The organism is Tardiphaga sp. P9-11, assembly GCF_008329525.1.
Lineage (GTDB): Bacteria > Pseudomonadota > Alphaproteobacteria > Rhizobiales > Xanthobacteraceae > Tardiphaga.
Map to the genome: position 1 here is coordinate 142,459 of NZ_NPKQ01000001.1, position 21,403 is coordinate 163,861.

18 protein-coding genes are annotated in these 21,403 nt (G+C 62.2%); 12 read left to right on the forward strand and 6 right to left on the reverse strand.

The window, feature by feature from the left end:
- Positions 1 to 125 precede the first annotated feature (125 nt).
- The 3 genes from CIW50_RS00630 to CIW50_RS00640 all read left to right on the forward strand — a co-directional run bounded on the left by CIW50_RS00630 (position 126) and on the right by CIW50_RS00640 (position 3,699).
- Positions 126 to 1,238, forward strand: coding sequence for an alkene reductase (locus CIW50_RS00630; RefSeq protein WP_149529379.1), 1,113 nt, complete (start codon positions 126 to 128; stop codon positions 1,236 to 1,238).
- Positions 1,239 to 1,319: 81 nt separating this feature from the next.
- On the forward strand, positions 1,320 to 1,511 hold the full coding sequence (locus tag CIW50_RS00635; RefSeq protein WP_149529380.1) for a hypothetical protein: 192 nt from the start codon (positions 1,320 to 1,322) through the stop codon (positions 1,509 to 1,511).
- 97 nt (positions 1,512 to 1,608) lie between these two features.
- Positions 1,609 to 3,699 (forward strand): molybdopterin-containing oxidoreductase family protein, encoded by a 2,091-nt coding sequence (locus CIW50_RS00640; protein ID WP_149529381.1) that lies wholly within the window; start codon positions 1,609 to 1,611, stop codon positions 3,697 to 3,699.
- Between the two features lie 12 nt (positions 3,700 to 3,711).
- Here the strand turns inward: CIW50_RS00640 and CIW50_RS00645 are convergent, their stop codons facing one another.
- The 3 genes from CIW50_RS00645 to alr form a co-directional block, all read right to left on the reverse strand.
- Positions 3,712 to 5,334 carry a GMC family oxidoreductase gene (locus CIW50_RS00645; RefSeq protein WP_149529382.1) on the reverse strand — a complete coding sequence of 541 codons (1,623 nt, stop codon included), beginning with the start codon at positions 5,332 to 5,334 and terminating at the stop codon, positions 3,712 to 3,714.
- 261 nt (positions 5,335 to 5,595) lie between these two features.
- Complete coding sequence (locus tag CIW50_RS00650; protein ID WP_149529383.1) at positions 5,596 to 6,849, reverse strand: D-amino acid dehydrogenase; 1,254 nt, start codon at positions 6,847 to 6,849, stop codon at positions 5,596 to 5,598.
- Positions 6,846 to 8,096 (reverse strand): alanine racemase, encoded by a 1,251-nt coding sequence (gene alr / locus CIW50_RS00655; RefSeq protein ID WP_349636731.1) that lies wholly within the window; start codon positions 8,094 to 8,096, stop codon positions 6,846 to 6,848. Before alr ends, CIW50_RS00650 begins: the two co-directional genes overlap by 4 nt.
- Before the next feature lie 66 nt (positions 8,097 to 8,162).
- Here alr and CIW50_RS00660 point away from each other — a divergent pair, with 66 nt between their 5' ends.
- Entirely contained in the window at positions 8,163 to 8,639 is a 477-nt protein-coding gene (locus CIW50_RS00660) for an Lrp/AsnC family transcriptional regulator (RefSeq protein WP_068737711.1), read from the forward strand.
- Positions 8,640 to 8,706: 67 nt separating this feature from the next.
- Here CIW50_RS00660 and CIW50_RS00665 read toward each other — a convergent pair whose 3' ends face one another.
- Together CIW50_RS00665 and CIW50_RS00670 are read right to left on the reverse strand one after the other, a co-directional pair.
- On the reverse strand, positions 8,707 to 10,332 hold the full coding sequence (locus tag CIW50_RS00665; RefSeq protein WP_149529384.1) for an ABC-F family ATP-binding cassette domain-containing protein: 1,626 nt from the start codon (positions 10,330 to 10,332) through the stop codon (positions 8,707 to 8,709).
- Positions 10,333 to 10,421: 89 nt separating this feature from the next.
- Positions 10,422 to 11,330, reverse strand: coding sequence for a LysR family transcriptional regulator (locus CIW50_RS00670; protein WP_149529385.1), 909 nt, complete (start codon positions 11,328 to 11,330; stop codon positions 10,422 to 10,424).
- Positions 11,331 to 11,495: 165 nt separating this feature from the next.
- Between CIW50_RS00670 and CIW50_RS00675 the strand changes: the two genes are divergently transcribed.
- The 8 genes from CIW50_RS00675 (at position 11,496) to CIW50_RS00710 (ending at position 20,236) form a co-directional block, all read left to right on the forward strand.
- A complete protein-coding gene (locus tag CIW50_RS00675; protein WP_149529386.1) occupies positions 11,496 to 12,548 on the forward strand; it encodes an ABC transporter substrate-binding protein in 1,053 nt (350 codons plus the stop codon).
- Positions 12,548 to 14,005, forward strand: coding sequence for an amidohydrolase family protein (locus tag CIW50_RS00680; RefSeq protein ID WP_149529387.1), 1,458 nt, complete (start codon positions 12,548 to 12,550; stop codon positions 14,003 to 14,005). Before CIW50_RS00675 ends, CIW50_RS00680 begins: the two co-directional genes overlap by 1 nt.
- 204 nt (positions 14,006 to 14,209) lie before the next feature.
- Positions 14,210 to 15,259, forward strand: a complete 1,050-nt coding sequence (locus tag CIW50_RS00685; protein WP_149529388.1) for an ABC transporter substrate-binding protein — start codon at positions 14,210 to 14,212, stop codon at positions 15,257 to 15,259.
- 158 nt (positions 15,260 to 15,417) lie between these two features.
- Positions 15,418 to 16,212 (forward strand): SDR family NAD(P)-dependent oxidoreductase, encoded by a 795-nt coding sequence (locus tag CIW50_RS00690; protein WP_149529389.1) that lies wholly within the window; start codon positions 15,418 to 15,420, stop codon positions 16,210 to 16,212.
- Positions 16,213 to 16,226: 14 nt separating this feature from the next.
- Positions 16,227 to 17,654, forward strand: a complete 1,428-nt coding sequence (gene allB, locus CIW50_RS00695; protein ID WP_149529390.1) for an allantoinase AllB — start codon at positions 16,227 to 16,229, stop codon at positions 17,652 to 17,654.
- Positions 17,655 to 17,658: 4 nt separating this feature from the next.
- Complete coding sequence (locus CIW50_RS00700; protein WP_149529391.1) at positions 17,659 to 18,501, forward strand: ABC transporter ATP-binding protein; 843 nt, start codon at positions 17,659 to 17,661, stop codon at positions 18,499 to 18,501.
- Positions 18,498 to 19,274: an ABC transporter permease gene (locus CIW50_RS00705; RefSeq protein WP_149529392.1), complete on the forward strand. Its 777-nt coding sequence runs from the start codon at positions 18,498 to 18,500 to the stop codon at positions 19,272 to 19,274. Before CIW50_RS00700 ends, CIW50_RS00705 begins: the two co-directional genes overlap by 4 nt.
- 14 nt (positions 19,275 to 19,288) lie before the next feature.
- Positions 19,289 to 20,236 carry an acetamidase/formamidase family protein gene (locus CIW50_RS00710; RefSeq protein ID WP_149529393.1) on the forward strand — a complete coding sequence of 316 codons (948 nt, stop codon included), beginning with the start codon at positions 19,289 to 19,291 and terminating at the stop codon, positions 20,234 to 20,236.
- On the opposite strand, the gene CIW50_RS00715 is transcribed toward CIW50_RS00710, so the two are convergent.
- Positions 20,233 to 21,252, reverse strand: coding sequence for a carbon-nitrogen hydrolase family protein (locus CIW50_RS00715; RefSeq protein WP_149529394.1), 1,020 nt, complete (start codon positions 21,250 to 21,252; stop codon positions 20,233 to 20,235). The genes CIW50_RS00710 and CIW50_RS00715 overlap by 4 nt on opposite strands.
- Between the last annotated feature and the right edge of the window lie 151 nt (positions 21,253 to 21,403).

A 21,403-nucleotide genomic window follows, 5' to 3' on the forward strand; every position in this document is an offset into this window, starting at 1 on the left:
CTGCATTGCTGCGAATAGATGCCATCAACTTTGATTGACCGAGGCTACGCTGTATTGAACGATACGAATGTCGCGACACCGCTCGCGAACGCTATCGCCCGATTGATATTCTGAATGGAGCGCCGATGACGTCTTCTTCCCTGTTCCAGCCGCTGCAAGTCGGCCCGTATCGATTGAGTCACCGCGTCGCGATGGCGCCGCTGACGCGCATGCGCGCCGAGAAGACATCTCTCGCTGCATGGACACTCAATGCCGAATATTACGCGCAGCGCGCGACTGACGGCGGATTGATCATCGCCGAGGCGTCGCAGGTCATGCAGGAAGGGCAAGGCAACCCGAACACGCCGGGCATCTATACGAAGGAGCAGATCGCCGGCTGGCGTCAGGTTACCGACGCCGTGCATGCCAAAGGCGGCATTATCTTCCTGCAGCTGTGGCATGTCGGCCGTGCCTCACATTCCTCGTTCCAGCCCGGCGGCGGGCTTCCGGTCGCGCCGTCAGCCATTGCGATCGACGCTACCACGCGGACGGCTTCAGGCGAGACGGTATCTTACGAAACGCCCCGCGCCCTGGAGACCGGCGAGATTCCCGGCATCATCGACGCCTACCGACAGGCCACGCGCAATGCCCGGGAAGCCGGCTTCGACGGCGTCGAGGTGCACGGCGCCAACGGCTATCTGCTCGAACAATTTCTGCAGGCCCGCAGCAATCGGCGCACCGACCAATATGGTGGCTCCATCGAGAACCGCGCCCGCCTGCTGCTCGAAGTGACCTATGCGGTCATCGGCGCCTGGAGCGCGGATCATGTCGCCGTCCGCCTGTCGCCTTATGGTGTCTCGAACGACTCCGGCGAAGCCGATCCGATGCCGCTCTACAGCTATGTGGTCCGTGAGCTCGACAAGCTCGGCCTCGCCTACCTCCATTTCGTCGAGCCGCGCGCCAGCGGCGTCGGCCGCGCGGAAGTGTTTCATAACAATGTGCCTAAAGCCTATGAGCTGTTCCGGCCGATGTGGAGCGGCGTGCTGGTCACCGCCGGAGGATTCGACGGCACCTCCGCCGAGGAGGCCGTCGCTTCCGGCAATGTCGATATCATCGCCTTCGGCCGCCCGTTCATCGCCAATCCGGATCTGCCGGAGCGTATCAAGCGGAAGGCGCCGTTCACACCCTATAACCGGGCGACGTTTTACGGCGGCGATGTGGCCGGCTATACTGACTACCCGGTGTTTGGCGCAGGTTAGTGCTGCGGATTATTCAATAGAAAGCACTTCTGGCGCGCTATAGGCTGTGTATGGCCCGTAGCGGGTCAGGAGTATCGCCCCATGGATTCCACCCTCTCAGCCGCCGAGCTCGACGATCGCATCGCCATCCTTCGCGACAATATCCGACAGTTGATCGAGCAGGCCGCCGCCGCTTCCGGTGAGAGCAACGAGGAGCGCACCGCGGATCGGCTGGCTCAGCAGAATGAGGAACTGGACCGGCTGATCGCCCAACGCGACGCCCTGGGCAAATAGCCGAGAGGACTAGGGACTGGAGGCCTGCCCGGTTGTCGGGCGGGAATGCGTAAAACCACGGCTTTTCCTCCAGTAAACTTTTGGCTAGCTTGGCTGCATGAACGTTCAAGCCAAGATCGACATCAAGCACTCCACCTGCCCGCATGATTGCCCCTCCGCCTGCGCCCTCGATATCGAGGTGATTGGCGGAAACACGATCGGCCGGGTCCGCGGCTCCAAGGAGCAAAGTTATACCGCCGGCGTGGTCTGCGCGAAGGTCGCGCGCTATGCCGAGCGCATCCATCACCCCGAGCGGCTGATGTATCCGATGCGCCGCACCGGCCCGAAAGGCACCGGGCGCTTCACTCGCATTACATGGGACGAGGCGCTCGACGAGATCGCAGCGAAGTTCAACGCGGCCGAGCGCGACTTCGGCGCAGAGTCGGTGTTTCCCTATTACTATGCCGGCACCATGGGTCTGGTGATGCGCGATGGCATCAATCGCCTTGCCAATGTGAAGAAATATTCGCGTTTCTATTCGACGATCTGCTCGACCATCGCCTGGGCCGGCTTTGCCGCCGGCACCGGCAAGGTCGCCGGCGTCGATCCGCGCGAGATGGCGAAGTCGGACCTGATCGTGATCTGGGGCACCAATCCGGTATCGACGCAGGTCAATGTGATGACCCACGTGTCCCGCGCCCGCAAGGAACGCGGCACCAAGCTTGCCGTCGTCGACATCTACGACAACGACACCATGAAGCAGGCCGACATCAAGATCCTGCTGCGCCCCGGTACCGACGGCGCCTTCGCCGCAGGCGTGATGCATGTGCTGTTTCGCGACAACCTGGCTGATCGCGACTATCTGGCCAAATACACCGATGCTTCACCGGAATTCGAGGCGCATCTGGCAACCCGGACGCCGGAATGGGCGTCCGAGATATCAGGCGTGCCGGCGGCGGAGATCGAAGCCTTCGCGCATCTCGTCGGCGAAAACAAACGCAGCTATTTCCGCCTCGGCTATGGCTTCACCCGCAGTCGCAACGGAGCGTCGCAGATGCATGCAGCGCTGTGCGTACCCACCGTTACCGGCGCCTGGCAATATGAAGGCGGCGGCGCTTTCTTCAACAATGCCGCGATCTGGAAATTCGACAAAACGCTGATCGAAGGTCTCGACACGCTCGACCCCTCGGTCCGACGTCTCGATCAGTCCAAGATCGGCCGTATCCTCACCGGCGATGCCGAGGCCTTGCATAACGGCCCGCCGGTGAAGGCGATGCTGATTCAGAACACCAATCCGATGACGGTGGCGCCGGAACAGGCTTTGGTACGGCAGGGTTTTGCCCGCGAAGACCTGTTCGTCGCGGTGCACGAGCAGTTCATGACCGAGACCGCCATGATGGCCGATATTGTGCTGCCGGCGACCATGTTCATGGAGCATGACGATCTCTATTATGCCGGCGGCAACCAGCACATCTCGGTCGGCGCCAAGCTGATCGACGCGCCGGAAGAATGCCGCTCGAACCACGACGTTCTGCAGGGCATCGCCACCCGCCTCGGCGCGAAACACCGCGCTTTTGACATGCATCCGCGCGAGATCATCGACGAGACGCTGCAAGTCAGCGGCCGCGGCGGCATCGAAGGGCTGGAAGCCGACAAATGGCGCGATATCCAGCCGGATTTCCGCACCTCACATTATCTTGACGGCTTCGCCCATGCCGACGGCAAATTCCATTTCAAGGCGGACTGGTCGAAAGTGCCGATACCCAATGCCGGGCTGATGGGCGCATGGGATGAGATGCCGTCATTCCCCGACCACTGGGCGGTAATCGAACAGGTCGATGAGGCGCATCCGTTCCGGCTCGCGACCAGCCCGTCGCGCTCGTTCCTCAACACCTCATTCAACGAAACACCATCATCGCAGGCCCGCGAAGGCGTACCAAGCGTGATGATGCATCCGGTCGATGCCGCCCGGCTGGGAATCACCGATGGCGACGCCGTCACGCTCGGTAACACGCGCGGCGAGACGACACTGACCGCGCGCTTCTTCGACGGCCTGCGGCGCGGTGTGTTGATTGCGGAATCGGTGCACCCCAACAAGGCGCATATCGGCGGCCGCGGCATCAACATGCTGACCGGCGGCGAAGCCGTGGCACCTTACGGTGGGGCCGCGTTTCACGACAACAAGGTGTGGGTGAAGAAGGCGGGGTGATTCCTCTCCCCGCTACCGCGCATCCTCTAGGATCATGTCCGACGCCTTTTCGGCGATCATGATCACCGGCGCGTTGGTGTTGCCCGACATCAAATCCGGCATGATCGATGCATCGATTACGCGCAGACCTTCGAGCCCGCGCACGCGCAGCCGCTGATCCACAACGGCCTTCGCATCGTTGCCCATCCGGCAGGTCGAGGTCGGGTGATAGACGGTGCTGCCGCGCTGGCGACAATAAGCGAGCCATTGCTCGTCGGTCACAGTGCCGGGGCCGGGCTCGACCTCCTTGGTCACGAACGGCTTCATCGCCGGCGCGTTGAGCATCTTGCGCAGGATTTTTAGGCCTTCGACATTCGCGGTGCGATCGGTCTGGGTCGCGAGATAGTTGATGCGAATTGCCGGCGGCACGGAGGGATCGGCGCTCTTGATGCGCAGCGAACCGCGGCTTTCTGGCCGGAGCTGACAGACCGAAGCCGAGAAGCCTGAGAATGGATGCAGCTTCTCGCCCATCTTGTCGGTGGAGAACGGCAGGAAGTGGATCTGGATATCCGGCGACGCCATGCGCGGATCGGTCTTGAAGAAGGCGCCGGTGGTGCCGGCGGCATAGGTCAGCGGTCCCGTGCGGAACGCGGCGTATTGCAGACCCATCATCGCCCGGCGAACGGGATGATTGACGAAGTCATTAAGCGTGATCTTCTGCGGGCATTCCATGACCATGCGAACCTGCATGTGATCCTGCAGATCACTGCCGACGCCCGGCGCATCTAGCAGCACATCGATGCCATGCTCCTTGAGCAGATCGGCGGGACCGACACCGGAGAGCTGTAGCAGCTGCGGCGAGTTATAGGCGCCGCTCGAAATCAGCACCTCCTTGCGCGCGCGCGCCTTGCGCACCACGCCATGCTGCTTGAACTCGATGCCGACGGCACGCTTGCCTTCGAACAGGATGCGCTGTGCCAGCGCTTCGGTCTCGACACGAACATTGCCCTGCTTCAGCGCCGGGCGCAGATAGGCCCGCGCAGTCGAGGCGCGGCGGCCGCCCTTTGTCGTGGTCTGGAACCAGCCAGCCCCTTCCTGCGTCGCGCCGTTGAAGTCGTTGTTCACCGGAATGCCCGTTTCGGTAGCTGCAGCGATGAAAGCTTCCGACAGCGGGTCGGGGCAGCGCGAATCCGACACCGGCAGCGGGCCGCCGACGCCGTGATAATCGCTAGGCCCGCGCGTCTGATTTTCCGCCTTCTTGAAATAGGGCAGCACATCGTCATAGCCCCAGCCAGTATTGCCGAGCTGGCGCCAGCGATCGTAATCTTCATGCTGACCGCGCACATACAACAGTCCGTTGATAGAGCTTGAGCCGCCGAGCACTTTTCCGCGCGGCTGAAACACCGAGCGTCCATCGAGACCCGGTTCGGGCTCGGTCTGGTACATCCAGTTGACGGTCTTTTCCTTGAACAGCTTGCCATAGCCGAGCGGAATGTGGATCCAGATATTGCGGTCTTTTGGACCGGCTTCCAGCAACAGCACCGAATATTTGCCGGAGGCCGACAGGCGATTGGCGAGCACGCAACCGGCCGAGCCGGCACCAACGATGATGTAGTCGGCGTCGATCACATCGGACGCCGCAGTTTGATCGCTCATGTTTCCCCCAATTGTTTTCAGCAACTGAAAACGGAAATGGCGGGGAAGTAAATGGGCGCGGCCCGGAGCATGGCACGCATGCGGCTAGAAGCGTCGCAATGCGAAAGGTGCGACAAATTCGGCGTCGCCCCCGCGAAGGCGGGGACCCATACAGGCTTGAGCTATAAGTGGAGCGCCGCCGTGGCGGCTCTGCCGCTTCAACCACGCAGATCGTGGCTACGGCTCCCCGCTTTCGCGAGGACGACAGACTGAGAACCTGCTTCAATTATAGCGGCTGATCGCCAGATCCTTGACGTCCAGCTCCGGCGCCTTGCCGGAGACCTGGTCGGAAAGCACGCGGGCGGTGCCGCAAGCCATGGTCCAGCCGAGCGTACCATGGCCCGTATTGAGATGCAGATTGCCTAGATGCGTGGGGCCGACGATAGGCGGGCCATCCGGCGTCATCGGTCGCAACCCGCTCCAGAAGGTCGAGCGCGAGAGATCGCCGGCTTTCGGAAACAGGTCGGTCACCGATTTATCGAGCGGCATGCGGCGCGGCGCGGTCGGCACCGGATGATAATTGCCGACTTCGGCGGTGCCGCCGACGCGGATGCGGTCACCAAGGCGCGTGATTGCCACTTTGTAGCTTTCGTCCATGATGGTCGATTGTGGCGCAACGCTCTCATCGGTGATCGGCACGGTGAGCGAATAGCCCTTCACCGGATACACCGGCGCATCGATGCCAAGCGGGCGCAGCAACAGCGGCGAGAAACTGCCGAGCGCCATCACGTAACTATCCGCGGTGAATGCCCCCTTGTCGGTCGTCACCTGTGCGACACGGCCGCCAGTCACATCCACCGACTTGATGGTCGTCTCATAAACAAACTTTACGCCGAGCCCGGCCGAGATTTTCTCCAACCGCTGCGTGAACAGATGACAATCGCCCGTTTCGTCCTCAGGCAGACGCAAGCCGCCAACGAACAGATCCTGTACACCGGCGAGGCCCGGTTCGTATTTCACGCAGCCGGCGCGATCGAGCACCTCGTAAGGCACGCCATACTGCTTGAGCACATCGATATCGCCGCCGGTTGCATCGAGCTGCGACTGCTTGCGAAACAGTTGGAGTGTGCCCTGGCTGCGATCGTCATAGGTGATGCCGGTCTCGGCGCGCAGTGCGCGCAGCTGGTCGCGGCTGTATTCGGCGATGCCCACCATGCGTGACTTGTTCAGCGCGTAGCGTGCGCTCGTGCAGTTGCGCAGCATCTGCAGCATCCAGCGCCACTGGTGCGGATCGGCCTGCGGCCGCACCACCAGCGGGCCGTATTTGTCCATGATCCAGCCGAGCGCTTTCTTCGGCACGCCGGGGCTAGCCCAGGGCGATGCGTAACCGGGCGAGACTTCGCCCGCATTGCCGAACGAGGTTTCCAGCGCCGGACCGGGCTGACGGTCGATCACCGTCACCTCATGGCCTGCCTTGGCCAGATAATAGGACGTGGTAACGCCGATCACGCCCGCGCCGAGAACCAGAACCTTCATCGTACCGAGCCTCCAGACCGGGCGGTCCACCGCACATCGATCTCATCCGAGTAAATTCTCTCATAGCGCTGACCCAACGAGGTCAGCATTTCATAGCCAATGGTGCCCGCGGTTGCGGCCAGCGCGTCGAGTGACTGATGCCCGCCGATGATTTCCACCTGCGATCCCCGTGCCAACATACCAGGCGGCAAGTCGCCGAGATCGATAGTCAGCGAGTCCATCGAGACGCGCCCGGCAACGGCCAGCCGCCGCCCGCGAAAATAAACAGCGCCGCCATTGCAGAAGGCGCGGTGCAAACCGTCGGCGTACCCAATGGCCAGTGTCGCCAGTCGCGTCGGCTGCGTCGCACGGAAAGTCCAGCCATAGCCGACATGGGCATCGGCTTCGATCTCGCGGGTCTGGATCACCTGCGCGGTAAGTCGCACCACCGGCAACATCGGATTGCATTGCGCGGGATTCGGGTTGAGGCCGTAAAGCGCTGCGCCGGGGCGGACGAGATCGTGATGGTAAGTGCGGCCGAGAAAAATGCCCGATGAATTGGCGAGAGATTTTCGCGCGGCGGGGAAGCGCTTCGCCAGCATCTGAAACGCCGTCAGCTGATGCGCATTAGCCGGATGCTCCGGCGTATCGGCGCAAGCGAGATGACTCATCACCACCTGGATATCGAGAACCGAGGCATCTTTGTCGTCGAGATCCGCGACTTCGCGCGGCGACATGCCCAACCGCGACATGCCGCTGTCGACCTGAACGACCGCGGGCAGAATCCGGCCGCGTTGCCGCGCCTGATCGGACCAGGCCTCAAGCTGTTCGCGCGAATTGAGCACCGGAATGATGCCGGCTTCCGCGCAGTCACGCTCGCTGCCCGAGGGCAGACCGTTGAGCACGTAGATCGTAACGTCGCGGGCCAGATGGGTCTGGAGATCCAGCCCTTCGTCGAGATGCGCCACGAAGAAGGTGCGGCAGCCGGCCCGATAGAGTGCCGGCGCGACACGATCAGCGCCGAGGCCATAGGCGTCGGCCTTCACTACGCCGGCGCAGGTGACGCCGGGGCCGACCCGCTCGGCCAATAGCCGGTAATTGCGTGAGATGGCTTCGAGATCGATGGTCAGCACCGCGCTCGCATGCCGCGTGCCCGTTCCGCCTGTCCAAGGTGCCAGCATCACATCCCCCGCCACGAATGATCGCAACGGCAGTATCTCACCTTCCGCATGGCGCTTTACGGCGATTCCGGCCGCTGCTACGGTCATGAATGGTGATTATCGGCGTAAATTTACGTACTTGTAGAGAAATCCTGCAAAACTTTGGCGAGAACCATGGCAAGCGACCTCGATTCGACCGACCGGAAGATCCTTCGCGAGGTTGTCCGGGATGCCCGGATCAGCCAGATGGCACTGGCAGAGAAAGTCGGCCTGTCACCCACCGCCTGTACCCGGCGTCTCACGGCCCTGGAAAAGAAGGGCGTGATCAAGGGCTATGCCGCCGAGATCGACGCATCCGAGCTCGGCTACATGATGACGGTGCACGTCCACATCACGCTCGACAAGCAGAGCGAGGATGCGCTGTCCGCCTTCGAGCGCGAGATCGCCAAATGCCCGGATGTCGTGTCGTGCTACCTGATGTCGGGCAATGACGACTATCTCGTCCATGTGCAGGCGCGCGACATGGAAGACTATGAGCGCATCCACAAGCAGCACCTCTCGCGGATGCCCGGCGTGGCGCGGCTGCATTCAAGCTTCGCGATGCGCAGCGTGGTGAAGCGCGGCGTCTCGGTGTCCGCGCTGACGGGCTGAACTTGCTTAACCTCTCCCGCCTAGCGAAGCTTCGCTTCGCCGGGCGGGGCGAAGGAAACAGGCGCGCTTAATTCGGATGCAAACCCGGCGCTTCCTGGCCGGTACGTTCGACATATTCAGTATAGCCGCCGCCATATTGCTGGATGCCGTCCGGGGTCAGTTCGAGCACGCGGTTCGACAGCGCCGCGAGGAAGTGGCGGTCATGCGACACGAACAGCATGGTGCCTTCGTAATCGCCGAGCGCCTTGATCAGCATTTCCTTGGTGGCCATGTCCAGATGGTTGGTCGGCTCGTCGAGCACCAGGAAATTCGGCGGATCGAACAGCATCTTGGCCATCACCAGACGCGCCTTCTCGCCGCCTGACAACACGCGGCAGCGCTTCTCGACATCGTCACCGGAGAAGCCGAAGCAGCCGGCGAGCGCACGCAGCGTACCCTGCCCGGCCTGCGGGAATGAGTCTTCGAGATTCTGGAAGATCGTGCGCTCGCCATCCAGCAGATCCATCGCGTGCTGCGCGAAGTAACCGAGCTTGACGCTGCCGCCGATGGTGACGTTGCCGTTGTCCGGCTCGGCCGCGCCGGTCACGAGCTTCAACAGTGTCGACTTGCCGGCGCCGTTGATACCCATCACCGCCCAGCGTTCTTTACGACGCACCGAGAAGTCCAGCCCTTCATAGATGGTACGGCTGCCATAGGCCTTGTGAATGTTCTTCAGGCTGACGACGTCTTCGCCCGAACGCGGCGCCGGCAGGAAGTCGAATGACACGACCTCGCGGCGCTTCGGCGGCTCGACGCGCTCGATCTTGTCGAGCTTCTTGACGCGACTCTGCACCTGCGCGGCGTGCGAGGCGCGGGCCTTGAAGCGCTCGATGAACTTGATTTCCTTCGACAGCATCGCCTGCTGGCGCTCGAACTGCGCCTGCTGCTGCTTCTCGTTCATGGCGCGCTGCGCTTCGTAGAATTCGTAGTCGCCCGAGTAAGAGGTCAGTGATCCGGAATCGATCTCCATGATCTTGGTGACGATGCGGTTCATGAATTCGCGGTCATGCGAGGTCATGAGCAGCGCGCCCTCGTAACCCTTAAGGAAGCCCTCAAGCCAGATCAGGCTTTCGAGATCGAGATGGTTCGACGGTTCGTCGAGCAGCATCACGTCGGGACGCATCAACAGAATGCGCGCCAGCGCGACCCGCATCTTCCAGCCACCGGACAGTTTGCCGACGTCGCCTTCCATCATCTCCTGGGTGAAAGAGAGACCGGCGAGCACTTCGCGCGCCCGGCCTTCCAGCGCGTAACCATCGAGTTCCTCGAATCGCGCCTGCACTTCACCGTAACGCTCGATGATCGTGTCCATATTGTCGGCCTGGTCCGGATCGGCCATCGCCGTTTCCAGCTCCTTCAGCTCGGTCGCGACCACGCTCACCGGGCCGGCGCCCTCCATCACCTCAGCGACGGCGCTGTGACCCGCCATTTCGCCGACATCCTGGCTGAAATAGCCGATGGTGACACCGCGCTCGACCACCACTTGCCCCTCGTCAGGCAGCTCGCGGCCGGTAACCATGCGGAACAGGGTCGTCTTGCCGGAGCCGTTGGGGCCGACTAGGCCGATCTTCTCGCCCTTCAGCAGAGCGCCGGCGGCTTCGATGAAGACGATCTGATGACCGTTCTGCTTGCTGATATTGTCGAGGCGGATCATGGGAACTACGGGCTCACGGGACAGGGATTGAGGCCTGCCAATAAGGCATCCGGGCCCGGTACGGAAGGATATTTTGCACCGCAAAAGAGCTAAGTGCCTCCCCGCATCTCGCTCAGGCTCTTCATCAAGATTTCCGCGAAAGTCGCTGCAGCTACCGGTAGCGTGCGACCGCGCAGCTGGCACAGCACCAGATCGGCGGTGGGCACATCGCGGGTATCGATCGGGCGGCCGACCAGCCCCATGCCGAGGTTCCCGGTGGGGGCCCCGATCTCGATCTGGAACGAGATCATGTTGCAGCGGAACACCAGCCCGCGCAGCATCTCGAAGGAGTTTGATTCCGCGAGCATGTTGAGGCGCAGATCGCGCCGGGTCGTGACCTCATCGAGAATCTGGCGGCCGCTCAAAGTCCGATCCGGCAGGGCTGCAGGATAATCGACACAATCGGAGAGGCGCAGCATCTTCTTGGCTGCCAGCGGATGATCCGAGCGGGTGATCACAACAAGACGCTGGGGAAGGCTGGCGATGACGCGCAGTGACGGCAACATCGCCGGACGATGCACCAGAGCGAGATCGACGTCGTAAGCCGCCAGCGCGGCCAGCGCGCGCTCGTGATCCATCACCTTGAGGTCGAAGACCACCTTCGGATGCTTCTTCTGGAACGCAGCGACGCGGAGCGCCAGAAAATCCAGCGCCAGCGCCTGGCTGCAGGCGATCTGAATCGGACCGCGCCGAAGACCTCTGAGATCCTCGACCTGCGATCTCATCCGCTCGGCATCGGCAATCTGGCTGCGCGCGTAGCGCACGAACATCTCGCCGGCAGTGGTCAGCTTCACGCCCCGTGGCCGGCGCTCGAACAAAGGCGTGCCTATTTCGGCTTCGAGATCCTGGATGCGCCGGTTCATCGCGGAAGGCGTCAAGTTGAGCAGTTCCGCGGCGCGGCGGATCGAGCCGGTGCGGGCCACTTCGACCACATGGGTCAGCAACCGCAGATGCCTCATTACCCTCGCCTTTCAAGTGATGCCTTTTTTACACCGGTCACTGGAAAAGATAGCAGCAGATGTGACCACTCGAATAGGTCTATCCTGATTCACACAGGAAGATAGTCGCGAGAGCGACGTCGCCCACCGACCAATCACGTCACGTTTCGCAACAGGAAAGCATCGATGACCGAACGCCGGGCACTTCGTGGATTACTGACGCTTGTATTAGCCTTGGGCGTAGCCGCAGGAACACTCACTCTCGCCCAGGCTGCCGGGCCAACCAAGATCAAGTTTACCCTCGACTGGAAAATCCAGGGTCTGCATGCGTGGTACTACTGGGCGAAGGCCAAAGGGTACTTCAAAGATGAAAATCTCGACGTGACGATCGATCAGGGCGAAGGCTCGGCGGCTACCGTCACGCGGATCATGTCGGGCGCTTATGATGCCGGCTTCGGCGATATCAACGCCATCATTCAGAACGCCGCCACCAAGCCGGACGATGCACCGGTGATGGTCTACATGATCTATAACAAGACGCCGTTCGCGCTGCTCAGCAAGGCGGATGGACCGATCAAAACTCTCAAGAATCTCGAGGGATCCAAGCTTGCATCGCCTTCCGGCAGCGCGTCGCTGAAACTACTGCCGCTGCTCGCCAAGCAGAACGGCATCGATTACAGCAAGATCAGCATTCTGCAGGTTTCGCCGGCCTTGCAGGAACAAATGCTGCTGCAGGGCCAGGTGGATTCGATCGCGGTGTTCGCGGCCACCAGCTATCTCAACCTGGTGTCACTCAAGGTCGATCCCGACAAAGACTTCCGCTGGAACTTTTATTCTGACGCCGGCCTCGACCTCTATTCCAACGGCGTAATGGTGTCGCAGAAGCTGCTGAAGGAACATCCGGAGGCGGTGAAAGGTCTGCTGCGCGCCATTAACCGTTCGATCAAGGAAACCGTCCAGGCACCGGACGCCGCCATCGACCTGCTCGCGACCGAGGAACCGCTGATCAAGAAGGATATCGAGAAGCGGCGCCTGACCTACGTCTACAACAACTTCATCAACACGCCAGAGGTCGGGGATCTGGGCCTTGGCGAGCTCGATCAGAAGCGCTTGGGTTCGGCGATCTCCACCATCGTTACCTCGTTCGAACTGCCGCGCACACCGAAGCCCGACGAGGTGTTCAACAATACGTTCCTGCCGGCCAAGTCCGACCGGATGCCCCCGACCATCGCGCCGTAATGACAACGACTCGCCCCACCGACACACAGCGTCGCATCACCTGCGCTCATGTGCTTGGCCCGGATGGGCCGATGCCCGGCGCGCAGGTGATAGCGCTGCAGGACGGCAAGATCCAGTCGATCGCGCGGACAACTGAAGCAGCAGAGCCGATCGTGGCGCTGCCGGCCTTGGTCAATGCCCACGACCACGGCCGCGCGGTCCGCACCAGCTCCATCGGCGCCGACGCCAAGCCGCTGGAGTCCTGGATCCACTATCTCGCATTGTTTCCTGCGGTCGATCCCTATGTAGCGGCCTGCGTCGCGTTCGCTAGCAGCGCGCTGGGCGGCGCCGGTATCGTCATGAACCATTACACCCGCGTGCAGGGCTTCACTGATCTGCCGACCGAACTGGCCGAGGTATCGCGCGCGGCACGCGATGTCGGCGTGCGCGCCGGCCTCGCCGTGGCAATGAGAGATCGCAATCCTTTGGTCTACGGTCCCTCGGAACCCGTGCTGGCAGCGCTGCCGCCGGACGTTAGAACGGAGATCGCGCAGCGCTTCACGCGTCCGCCGCTGTCGCCACGCGATTACATGATGCTAGTGGACGAGATTGTCTCCGCCGCCGATGGCCCGAAATTCGATGTGCAATATGGTCCCAATGGCGTGCAGTGGTGCAGCGACGCGCTGTTGCAGGCGACCGCCGAAGCCTCGGCACGCACCGGCCGCCGCGTCCACATGCATTTGCTCGAGACCAAGTATCAACGCCAGTGGTGCGACGCCAATTATCCCGGCGGCATAGTCCGCATGCTGGACGAGATCGGTCTGCTGTCCCCGCGGCTGACGCTGGCACATTGCGTCTGGGCCCGGCCCGATGAACTCGAACTCCTGGCCGAACGGGGCGTCGTCATTTCGGTCAATACCAGCTCCAACCTGCATCTGCATTCCGGCCTGGCCCCCATGACCCGGATGTGGACCGCCGGATGCCGGGTCGCCCTTGGCATCGACAGCAAAGCATTCGACGACGACAACGATGCACTGCGCGAGCTCCGATTGTCACATCTGCTTCATGCCGGCAGCGGTTTTGATCAAGTCGTGACCCGCCACCGGGCGCTGCATGAGAGCGTAAGCAACGGCCGCTTCGCCGTCACCAATATCGCCAGCGACGGCGGCCTGCGCGACCGCGCCGATGCGGACATGCTTCTGCTGGACTGGAACGCCCTCAACGACGACGCGCTGCGCAGCGATCTCGACCCGATCAATCTCCTGTTCTCGCGGGCAACCGCGCGCCATATCCGGGAGGTGATCGTCGCCGGCCACACGATCGTGCGCGACGGACATGTCACCGGGATCGACTTCACAGCCGCGCGGCAGGAGGTTCTGGCGCAGATGCGCGCCCGCATGCCCTCTGGCCAGAATCTGGCTGGGGCCCTCGCCGCGCTCGATGGCGTGATTGCCGCGAGCTTTTGCGGATGCTGCTGACGCACGCCTCGCGGCTCTGCAAGCGCCGGCCCGAACAACGCATTATCTGGACGATTCCGAGTGAAGCCTTTTTTGCACCACTTAAGCAAAAAGATAGCAGCAGATAAGTTCACTCGGATAGGTTTAACTTTGCTCCTGAGGGCGGCCACAGGCAGAAACACCCCACCGGCCGATCGTGTCACTCTTCTCAACAGGAACACACCGATGACCGGACGCCATGCATTTCGTGGATTGCAGACGCTTGCCCTGACACTGATCGTGACGGCCGGATCGTTTGTCGCCGCGCAGGCCGACACCAAGATCAAGATGGTCCTGAACTGGAAGTATGAAGGTCCGCAGGGCATGTTCTTTCTGGCGCAGGATCGCGGCTACTTCAAAGCGGAAGGCCTCGACGTCACCTTCGACCAAGGTAACGGCTCCGGCGCGGCGGTGCCGCAGGTCGCCAACGGCGCCTATGACATGGGGTTCGGCGATATCAATGCGCTGATCGAACTTGCCGCCAGGAAGCCAGACGAAGCGCCGATCGGCGTCTACCAGATGTACAACCGCCCGCCCTTCACGGTGGCGGTGAAAGCGGACAGCCCGATCAAGACCCCGGCCGATTTCGTTGGCCGAAAGCTCGGCGGCGCGGCCAATGACGGCGCGCTGAAGCTATTCCCGGCGCTCTGCGCGGCGACCAAGATCGACTGCACCAAGGTCGAGGTTACCAACATGCAGCCGAACCTGCGCGAACAGATGCTGATGAAGGATCAGGTTGATGGCGTGTTCGGCTACATCACCACCATCCGATTCAGCGCCAGGCTGATCGGCATCGATCCTGAAAAGGAGATTCGCTTCATCAAGTTCGGTGACTACGGCATGGATCTGTATTCCAATGCCATCATTGTCTCTCGCAAGTTTGCCAAGGAAAACCCCGACGCCGTGAAGAGCTTCCTTAAGGCGCTCAACCGCGGGGTCAAGGATGCGATGGCCGATCCGAAGGCCGCCATCGAGGCCGTGCAGAAGCGCGAACCACTGATCAAGCCGGAGATTGAGCGCGCGCGCCTGGAAGCCACGCTGTCCGACGAAATGACTTCGCCGGAAATTTCAAGGATCGGCCATGGCGACATCAGCGACGAACGTATGAGCAAGGCGATCGATATCCTCGTCAGCGCCAAGGAACTGCCGCGCACGCCGAAGGTCGGCGACGTATTCGACCGCCGCTTCATGCCGCCGCTGGCCGATCGCCCAACGGCCATCAAGGCCGCGATGTAACGACGAACCGGCCCCTCAGCATCATCGCCTCTGATCCATCATTGCGAGCGAGGCTAAACAATCCGGTCTTCCTCCGCTCGTGGTTTCTGGATTGCCGCGTCGCTTCGCTCGCAATGACGTGGAGGGGCCAAAGCAAACGACCCAAGAAAGATAACATCATGAAACTCTCCCTCGAAAATCGCGTCGTCATGATCACAGGCCCCGCCAAGGGTATGGGCGCCTCCATCACCCACGCCTTTGCCGAACAAGGCTGCAAGCTGGCGCTGCTGGGCCGCGATACCTCGGCGATCGAGCCGGTTGCCGCCGAGGTGAAAGCCAAGGGCGGCGAGGTGATCGTCATCCCCTGCGATCTCACGAAGTCCGAGCAATGCGAGGCCGCGGCGGAGAAGACCAAGGCGGCGTTCGGCGGGCGCATCGACATTCTTGTCAATGTCGCCGGCGGCTCCGGCCCGATCGGCAAAACGGGGGTGCAGACCACGCCGGAGGAATTCGACGAGATCGTCACGCTCAATATGAACGGTTGCTTCCATTCCATGCGCGCGGCGTTGCCGACCATGATCGATCAGCGCTACGGCAAGATCGTCAACGTTGGCGGCACCTTCGGCATGCGCGGCCGCGCCGGCCGGATGGCCTACTCGGCCTCGAAATGGGGTCTGCGCGGCATCACCAAGAGCTTCGCGCTCGAGGTCGGCCCGCATAACGTCAACGTCAATTGCGTGGCGCCTGGCATGGTCGATGGCCCGCGCTTTCGCGACAAGGTCTGCCGCGACATGGCGCTGAAGCTTGGCATCACCGAACAGGAAGCCGCCGAGCGCCACGCCATGGACTACGCGCTGCGCCGCGTCACCGTCGATGCCGACGTCGCCAATGCCTGTTTGTTTCTGGCCAGCGACGTCTCGCGCCAGATTACCGGCGTCGACCTGCCGGTCGATGGCGGTTGGGCAATGCTGTGAGCGAGGGGGCTAACATGGGCGACAAGGTCGATCTGGTCATCAATGGCGGCACCATCGTATCGCCCGATGCAAGCTACAAAGCCAGCATCGCCATCAAGGACGGCGTGATCCACGCTATTGGCGCGCCGGAGGCGATGCCACCGGCGACGCAGATACTCGACGCCACGGGCCTTCATGTTCTGCCCGGCGCCATCGACGTGCACGTGCATTTCCGCGATCCCGGCTATCCGCAGAAGGAAGACTTTGCCACCGGCACTGCCGCGGCGGCCTTTGGCGGCGTCACCACCGTGTTCGACATGCCCAACACGCTGCCGACCATCAACAATGCGGAAGCACTGGCCGACAAACACAAGATCGCTTCTGCCAAGGCCTATGTCGACTACGGGCTCTATGCGGTGCTGGGCGAAGACAGCATCGAACATGTCGACGCGCTGATCGATGGCGGTGTGATAGGCTTCAAGCTCTATATGGGCAATACTTTCGGCCGCATCCCCTCGCCGACCACCGGCGCGATGCTCGAAGCCTTCGAAGTGGTGGCCCCAACCGGCAAGCGCATTTCGCTGCATGCCGAGACCAATTCCATCATGGAGCGCCGCGAAGCACGGCTGCGTGCCAGCGGACGCATCGAACCGATCGCGCATCTCGCCGCTCGCCCCGCCGTGGTCGCGATCGAAGCCGTCGAGCGGGCGGCGACGCTCGCCGAATGGACCGGTGCGCGCATTCATGTGCTGCACATCTCATCGGCTGCCGAATTGCGTCCGCTGGCCGAAGCCAAAGCGCGGGGCGTCGATATTACCGGCGAGACCTGCCCGCAATATCTGCTGCTGTCGGAGATAGATTACGAAAAATTCGGCGGCGTCGTGCGCGTCAATCCGCCGGTGCGCGAGAAGCCCAACCAGCAGCCGCTGTGGAACGCGCTGATGGATGGCACGATCGACATGATCGCCACCGACCATGCGCCACATGCACCGGACGAGAAGACCCGGCCGGACATCTGGACGGTCGACTGCGGCTTTCCCGGCGTCGAGACCCAGATGCCGCTGATGCTGACCGAGATTAACAAGGGCCGCGCCACCATCAACGACTACGTGCGCTGGAGCGCCGAGAGCCCCGCTAAAATCTGGGGCCTGTATCCACGCAAGGGCACGCTGACGGTGGGGTCAGACGCCGATATCGCCATCGTCGATCTCAAGCGCGAATGGACCGTGGACGACGCCATGATCCAGTCAACAGCAAAAATCTCGCCATGGCATGGCCGGAAGGCCTCGGCATTGCCTGTCCATACTATCGTGCGTGGACGTTTCGTGATGAGGGACCGGATCTTGCAAGAGGATACGCGCGGCACCGGCCAATCGGTGCATGCGATCCAGCAGATGCCGCCGGCGGTGCCGGTGAACACCGACTCGACAACGGCCGCGATCACCTCCGTGCAGAAGGCCTGACCCGATGAACGCACCGCTCGCCCACCCAAAGCCCCGCGCTGCGGACAATGTGATCGAGCTCGAAAAGGTGCGCGTCACCTTCGGCACGGCGAAGAACGCAGTGACCGCGCTGGCCGAGACGTCGCTACGCATAGACAAAGGCGAATTCGTTGCACTGGTCGGCCCATCCGGCTGCGGCAAGTCGACAATCCTAAAACTGGTCGCGGGCACGCTCGATGCGACCCAGGGTAACGTGTTCGTCGCCGGCCGCGAAATCGGTGCGGGCGCGGCGCGGATCGGCATGGCGTTCCAGAACCCCACGCTGCTGCCGTGGCTGAACATACGCGACAACGTAATGTTGCCGCTCAAGATCGTGCCACCGTTCAAGGAAAGCTTCAGCGCAAAGCGCAAGACCGAATATCGCGACCGCGTCGAGGCCTCTCTGACGCAGGTCGGCCTCGGCGGCTTCGGCGACAAGTTTCCCTGGCAGCTATCCGGCGGCATGCAGCAGCGTGCCTCGCTGTGCCGCGCACTGATCCACGATCCCACGCTGCTGCTGCTGGACGAGCCGTTCGGCGCGCTCGATCAGTTCACCCGCGAAGAATTGTGGGAGATCATGCAGAACCTGTGGATCGAGAAGCGTCCGACGGTGCTGCTGGTCACTCACGACCTCAAGGAAGCCGCCTATCTCGCCTCGCGCATCTGCGTGATGCAGGCGCGGCCCGGTCGCATCGTCGATGATAGCGCGGTGCCGTTCGCGCGGCCGCGCACCATCGAAGTGTCGTTCGAACCGGATTTCGTCACGCTGACCCAGCGCCTGCGCCAGCGCATCGTCGCGGCTCGCGCCGTTCAGGAGATCGTGTCATGAGCGAACGCGTCCGCCGCCAGGTCATGTCCACCGCCTGCATCATCGGCTTCTTCGTGTTGTGGGAAGTGCTGTGCCTGATGTTCCATGTCTCGGACATCGTGCTGCCGCGGCCGAGCCAGGTGCTTGCGACGCTGTGGACGCGCTTCCCAGCGATCTGGCCGCATGCGCTGCAGACGCTGTACACAACCATGGTTGGGTTCGGCTTCGGCATCGCGATCGGCATTCTGCTGGGCATGCTGATCGGCTCGTCGAAGCTGGCCTATGACGTCGCCTATCCGATGCTGGTGGGATTCTCGTCAATCCCGAAAGTCGCGGTGGTGCCGATCTTCGTACTGTGGTTCGGCGCGGGCACCGTGCCGGCAATCCTCACCGCGATGATCATGTGCATCTTTCCGATCGTCGTGAACGTCGCCACCGGCCTTGCGGCGACGGAGCCCGAATTGCAGGACGTCATGAAGACGCTGCGCGCGACCAAGCTGGAGATTCTTTGGAATGTCGGCCTGCCGCGGACGATGCCGTATTTCTTCGCCTCGTTGAAAGTAGCCGCAACACTCGCATTCGTAGGCACGGTAATCTCCGAGACGGTCGCGTCGAATCGCGGCATCGGCAACCTGATGATGATTGCCTCGTCCAGCTTCGATGTGCCGCTGGTGTTCGCCGGCCTGTTCATTCTGGCTGCATTGGGCGTCGGTTTGTATATTGTGTTCTCGCTGATCGAGGCGCGCGTCACCGGCTGGGCCGTGCGCAGCGACAGTTTCGCCTCCGGCGGCTGAACACAGGACATTCCATGACGCAGACATTGCTTCCGAGCCCGACGACCGTTCATTGGGGTTATTTCGACGCCACGCTGAAGCCAATCGCTACCATTGAGCCCGGCGAGACGGTCACGATCACCAGCGTGAGCGGTGCCACCGAGCATTTGCCAACCGACGATCGCATGACGATCCGCCCCGAACTGCTCGCCATTGGCGAGGAGGTCAAGCGCGACTTGGGACCGCATATTCTCACCGGGCCCGTCGCCATCCGCGGCGCCATGCCGGGCGACGCGCTGCGTGTCGAGATTCGCGACGTCCAGCTGGCGGACGACTGGGGCTACATGCTGTTCAAGCCTGGCATGGGAACGCTGCCCGACGACTTTGATTCGTTCCGCCGCATCCATATCGGCCTCGACCGTGCCAGCGGCGCAGTGAAGACCCCATGGGGAACGACATTGCAGGCACAACCGTTCTTCGGTGTGATGGGTGTCGCACCGAAGCCGTCGGCGGGGCGCGCCAGTTCAACGATGCCGTCTCACTTCGGCGGTAACATGGACAACAAGGAACTCGGCGCCGGCAGCGTGCTGTATCTGCCGGTCTGGAACGAGGGCGGACTGTTCTCATGCGGCGACGGCCATGCCGTGCAGGGCGACGGCGAAGTCTGCGTCACCGCAGTCGAGACCGGCCTCACCGGCACCTTCAAGATCGACCTCGTCAAGAATGCGCAGCTCGAGGCGCCCTATGCCGAAACCAAAGATCACCTGATCACGATGGCCTTCGATTCTGATCTCGACGAAGCTGCGCGCGTGGCGCTGCGCCGGATGATCGCCATGATCGTGGCGCGCACAACGCTCACGAAGGAGGAGGCGTACTTCCTCTGTAGCCTGTCGGCAGATGTCCGCGTTACCCAGCTCGTCAACCTTGAGAAGGGCATCCACGTAATGATGCCGCATGCGGTACTGAACCAGTCGAAGCGCTAGATCACGCGTTCGACCGGCTCCGGAGTGGTGTTCTCGTCATCAAGCTGCTCGACGAAAGTCGCAGGCACGAGACGTTTGCGGTTGATCGTCAGGTCGAACACGTCGAAACGATTGTAGTAACCGACCACGTCGTGAAACTGCTTTGGCTCGATGCAGCGGCGCAGGTCGAACTCGGCATAGGCGATGCCTTCCTCATCCTGCAGCGTATCGCCGAGTACTTCGCCGGTGGGATCGACGAAGAAGCTGGCGGCGCGTTGCGTGCGATCGATCACATCGACCACGTCGGGATCCCGCGCGATCAGGAAGTCGCGCATTGCCTTGTCCATATAACCGGCGGTGACGATGCCGAAGGCCTTGGCCTCGAACGAATGCGCGCTGGCACGAATGCGATTGGCTGCAACATTGTTGAAATTGCCGCCACTGCTCGGCTTACGCGTCGGCCACATCGGCGGCCAGCTTGAAATGTGAATCTGCTCGGCCTGCGCCATCAGCGCATAGCGGGCCAGCGGATTGGTATTCTCGCCGCAGATGAGATTGCCGACACGGCCCACGGGCGTATCGGCGACACGGAGGCCCGCACCATCGCCTGCAGCCCAGATCAGCTTCTCATAGAAGGTCGGCACCAGCTTGCGGTGATGATTGAGAATGCTGCCATCCGGCCCAATCAGGATATTGCTGTTCCAGATCAGGCCGACGCTGACCGGCGAGCTTTCGCTGATCCCCATCGAAACAGTCACGCCGAGCGCCCGTGCCTCGTTGCGCAGCGCCGTCATTTCCGGACCCGCAATCGAGACCGACTGCTCGGCCATCAACACGAAAAGATCGTGGTTCTCGATCGGCGCCCACAGGGCGGCCCAGACCGGGAATGCCGGGATATAGGTCTCAGGAAAGGCAATCAGCTGCGCGCCCGCGGCAGCAGCCTCGCGAATGATCGAAATCGCCTTCGCCGTGGTGGCCGCGCGATCGAGAAATACCGGCGCAGCGTGGACCGCAGCGACTTTAACCAGTGACGACATCGTCATTCTTCCTCTTGCATCGATGCAGCAACATCTCCGGCCGATCGGAAGGCTCGAAAACGTCACTGAACCATGTTCGGGGGAGAACCTATCCATTCGGGGCCGCGGGACCACAGGGCATTTCTGCAACCCGGGGTGCACGGACCACCAT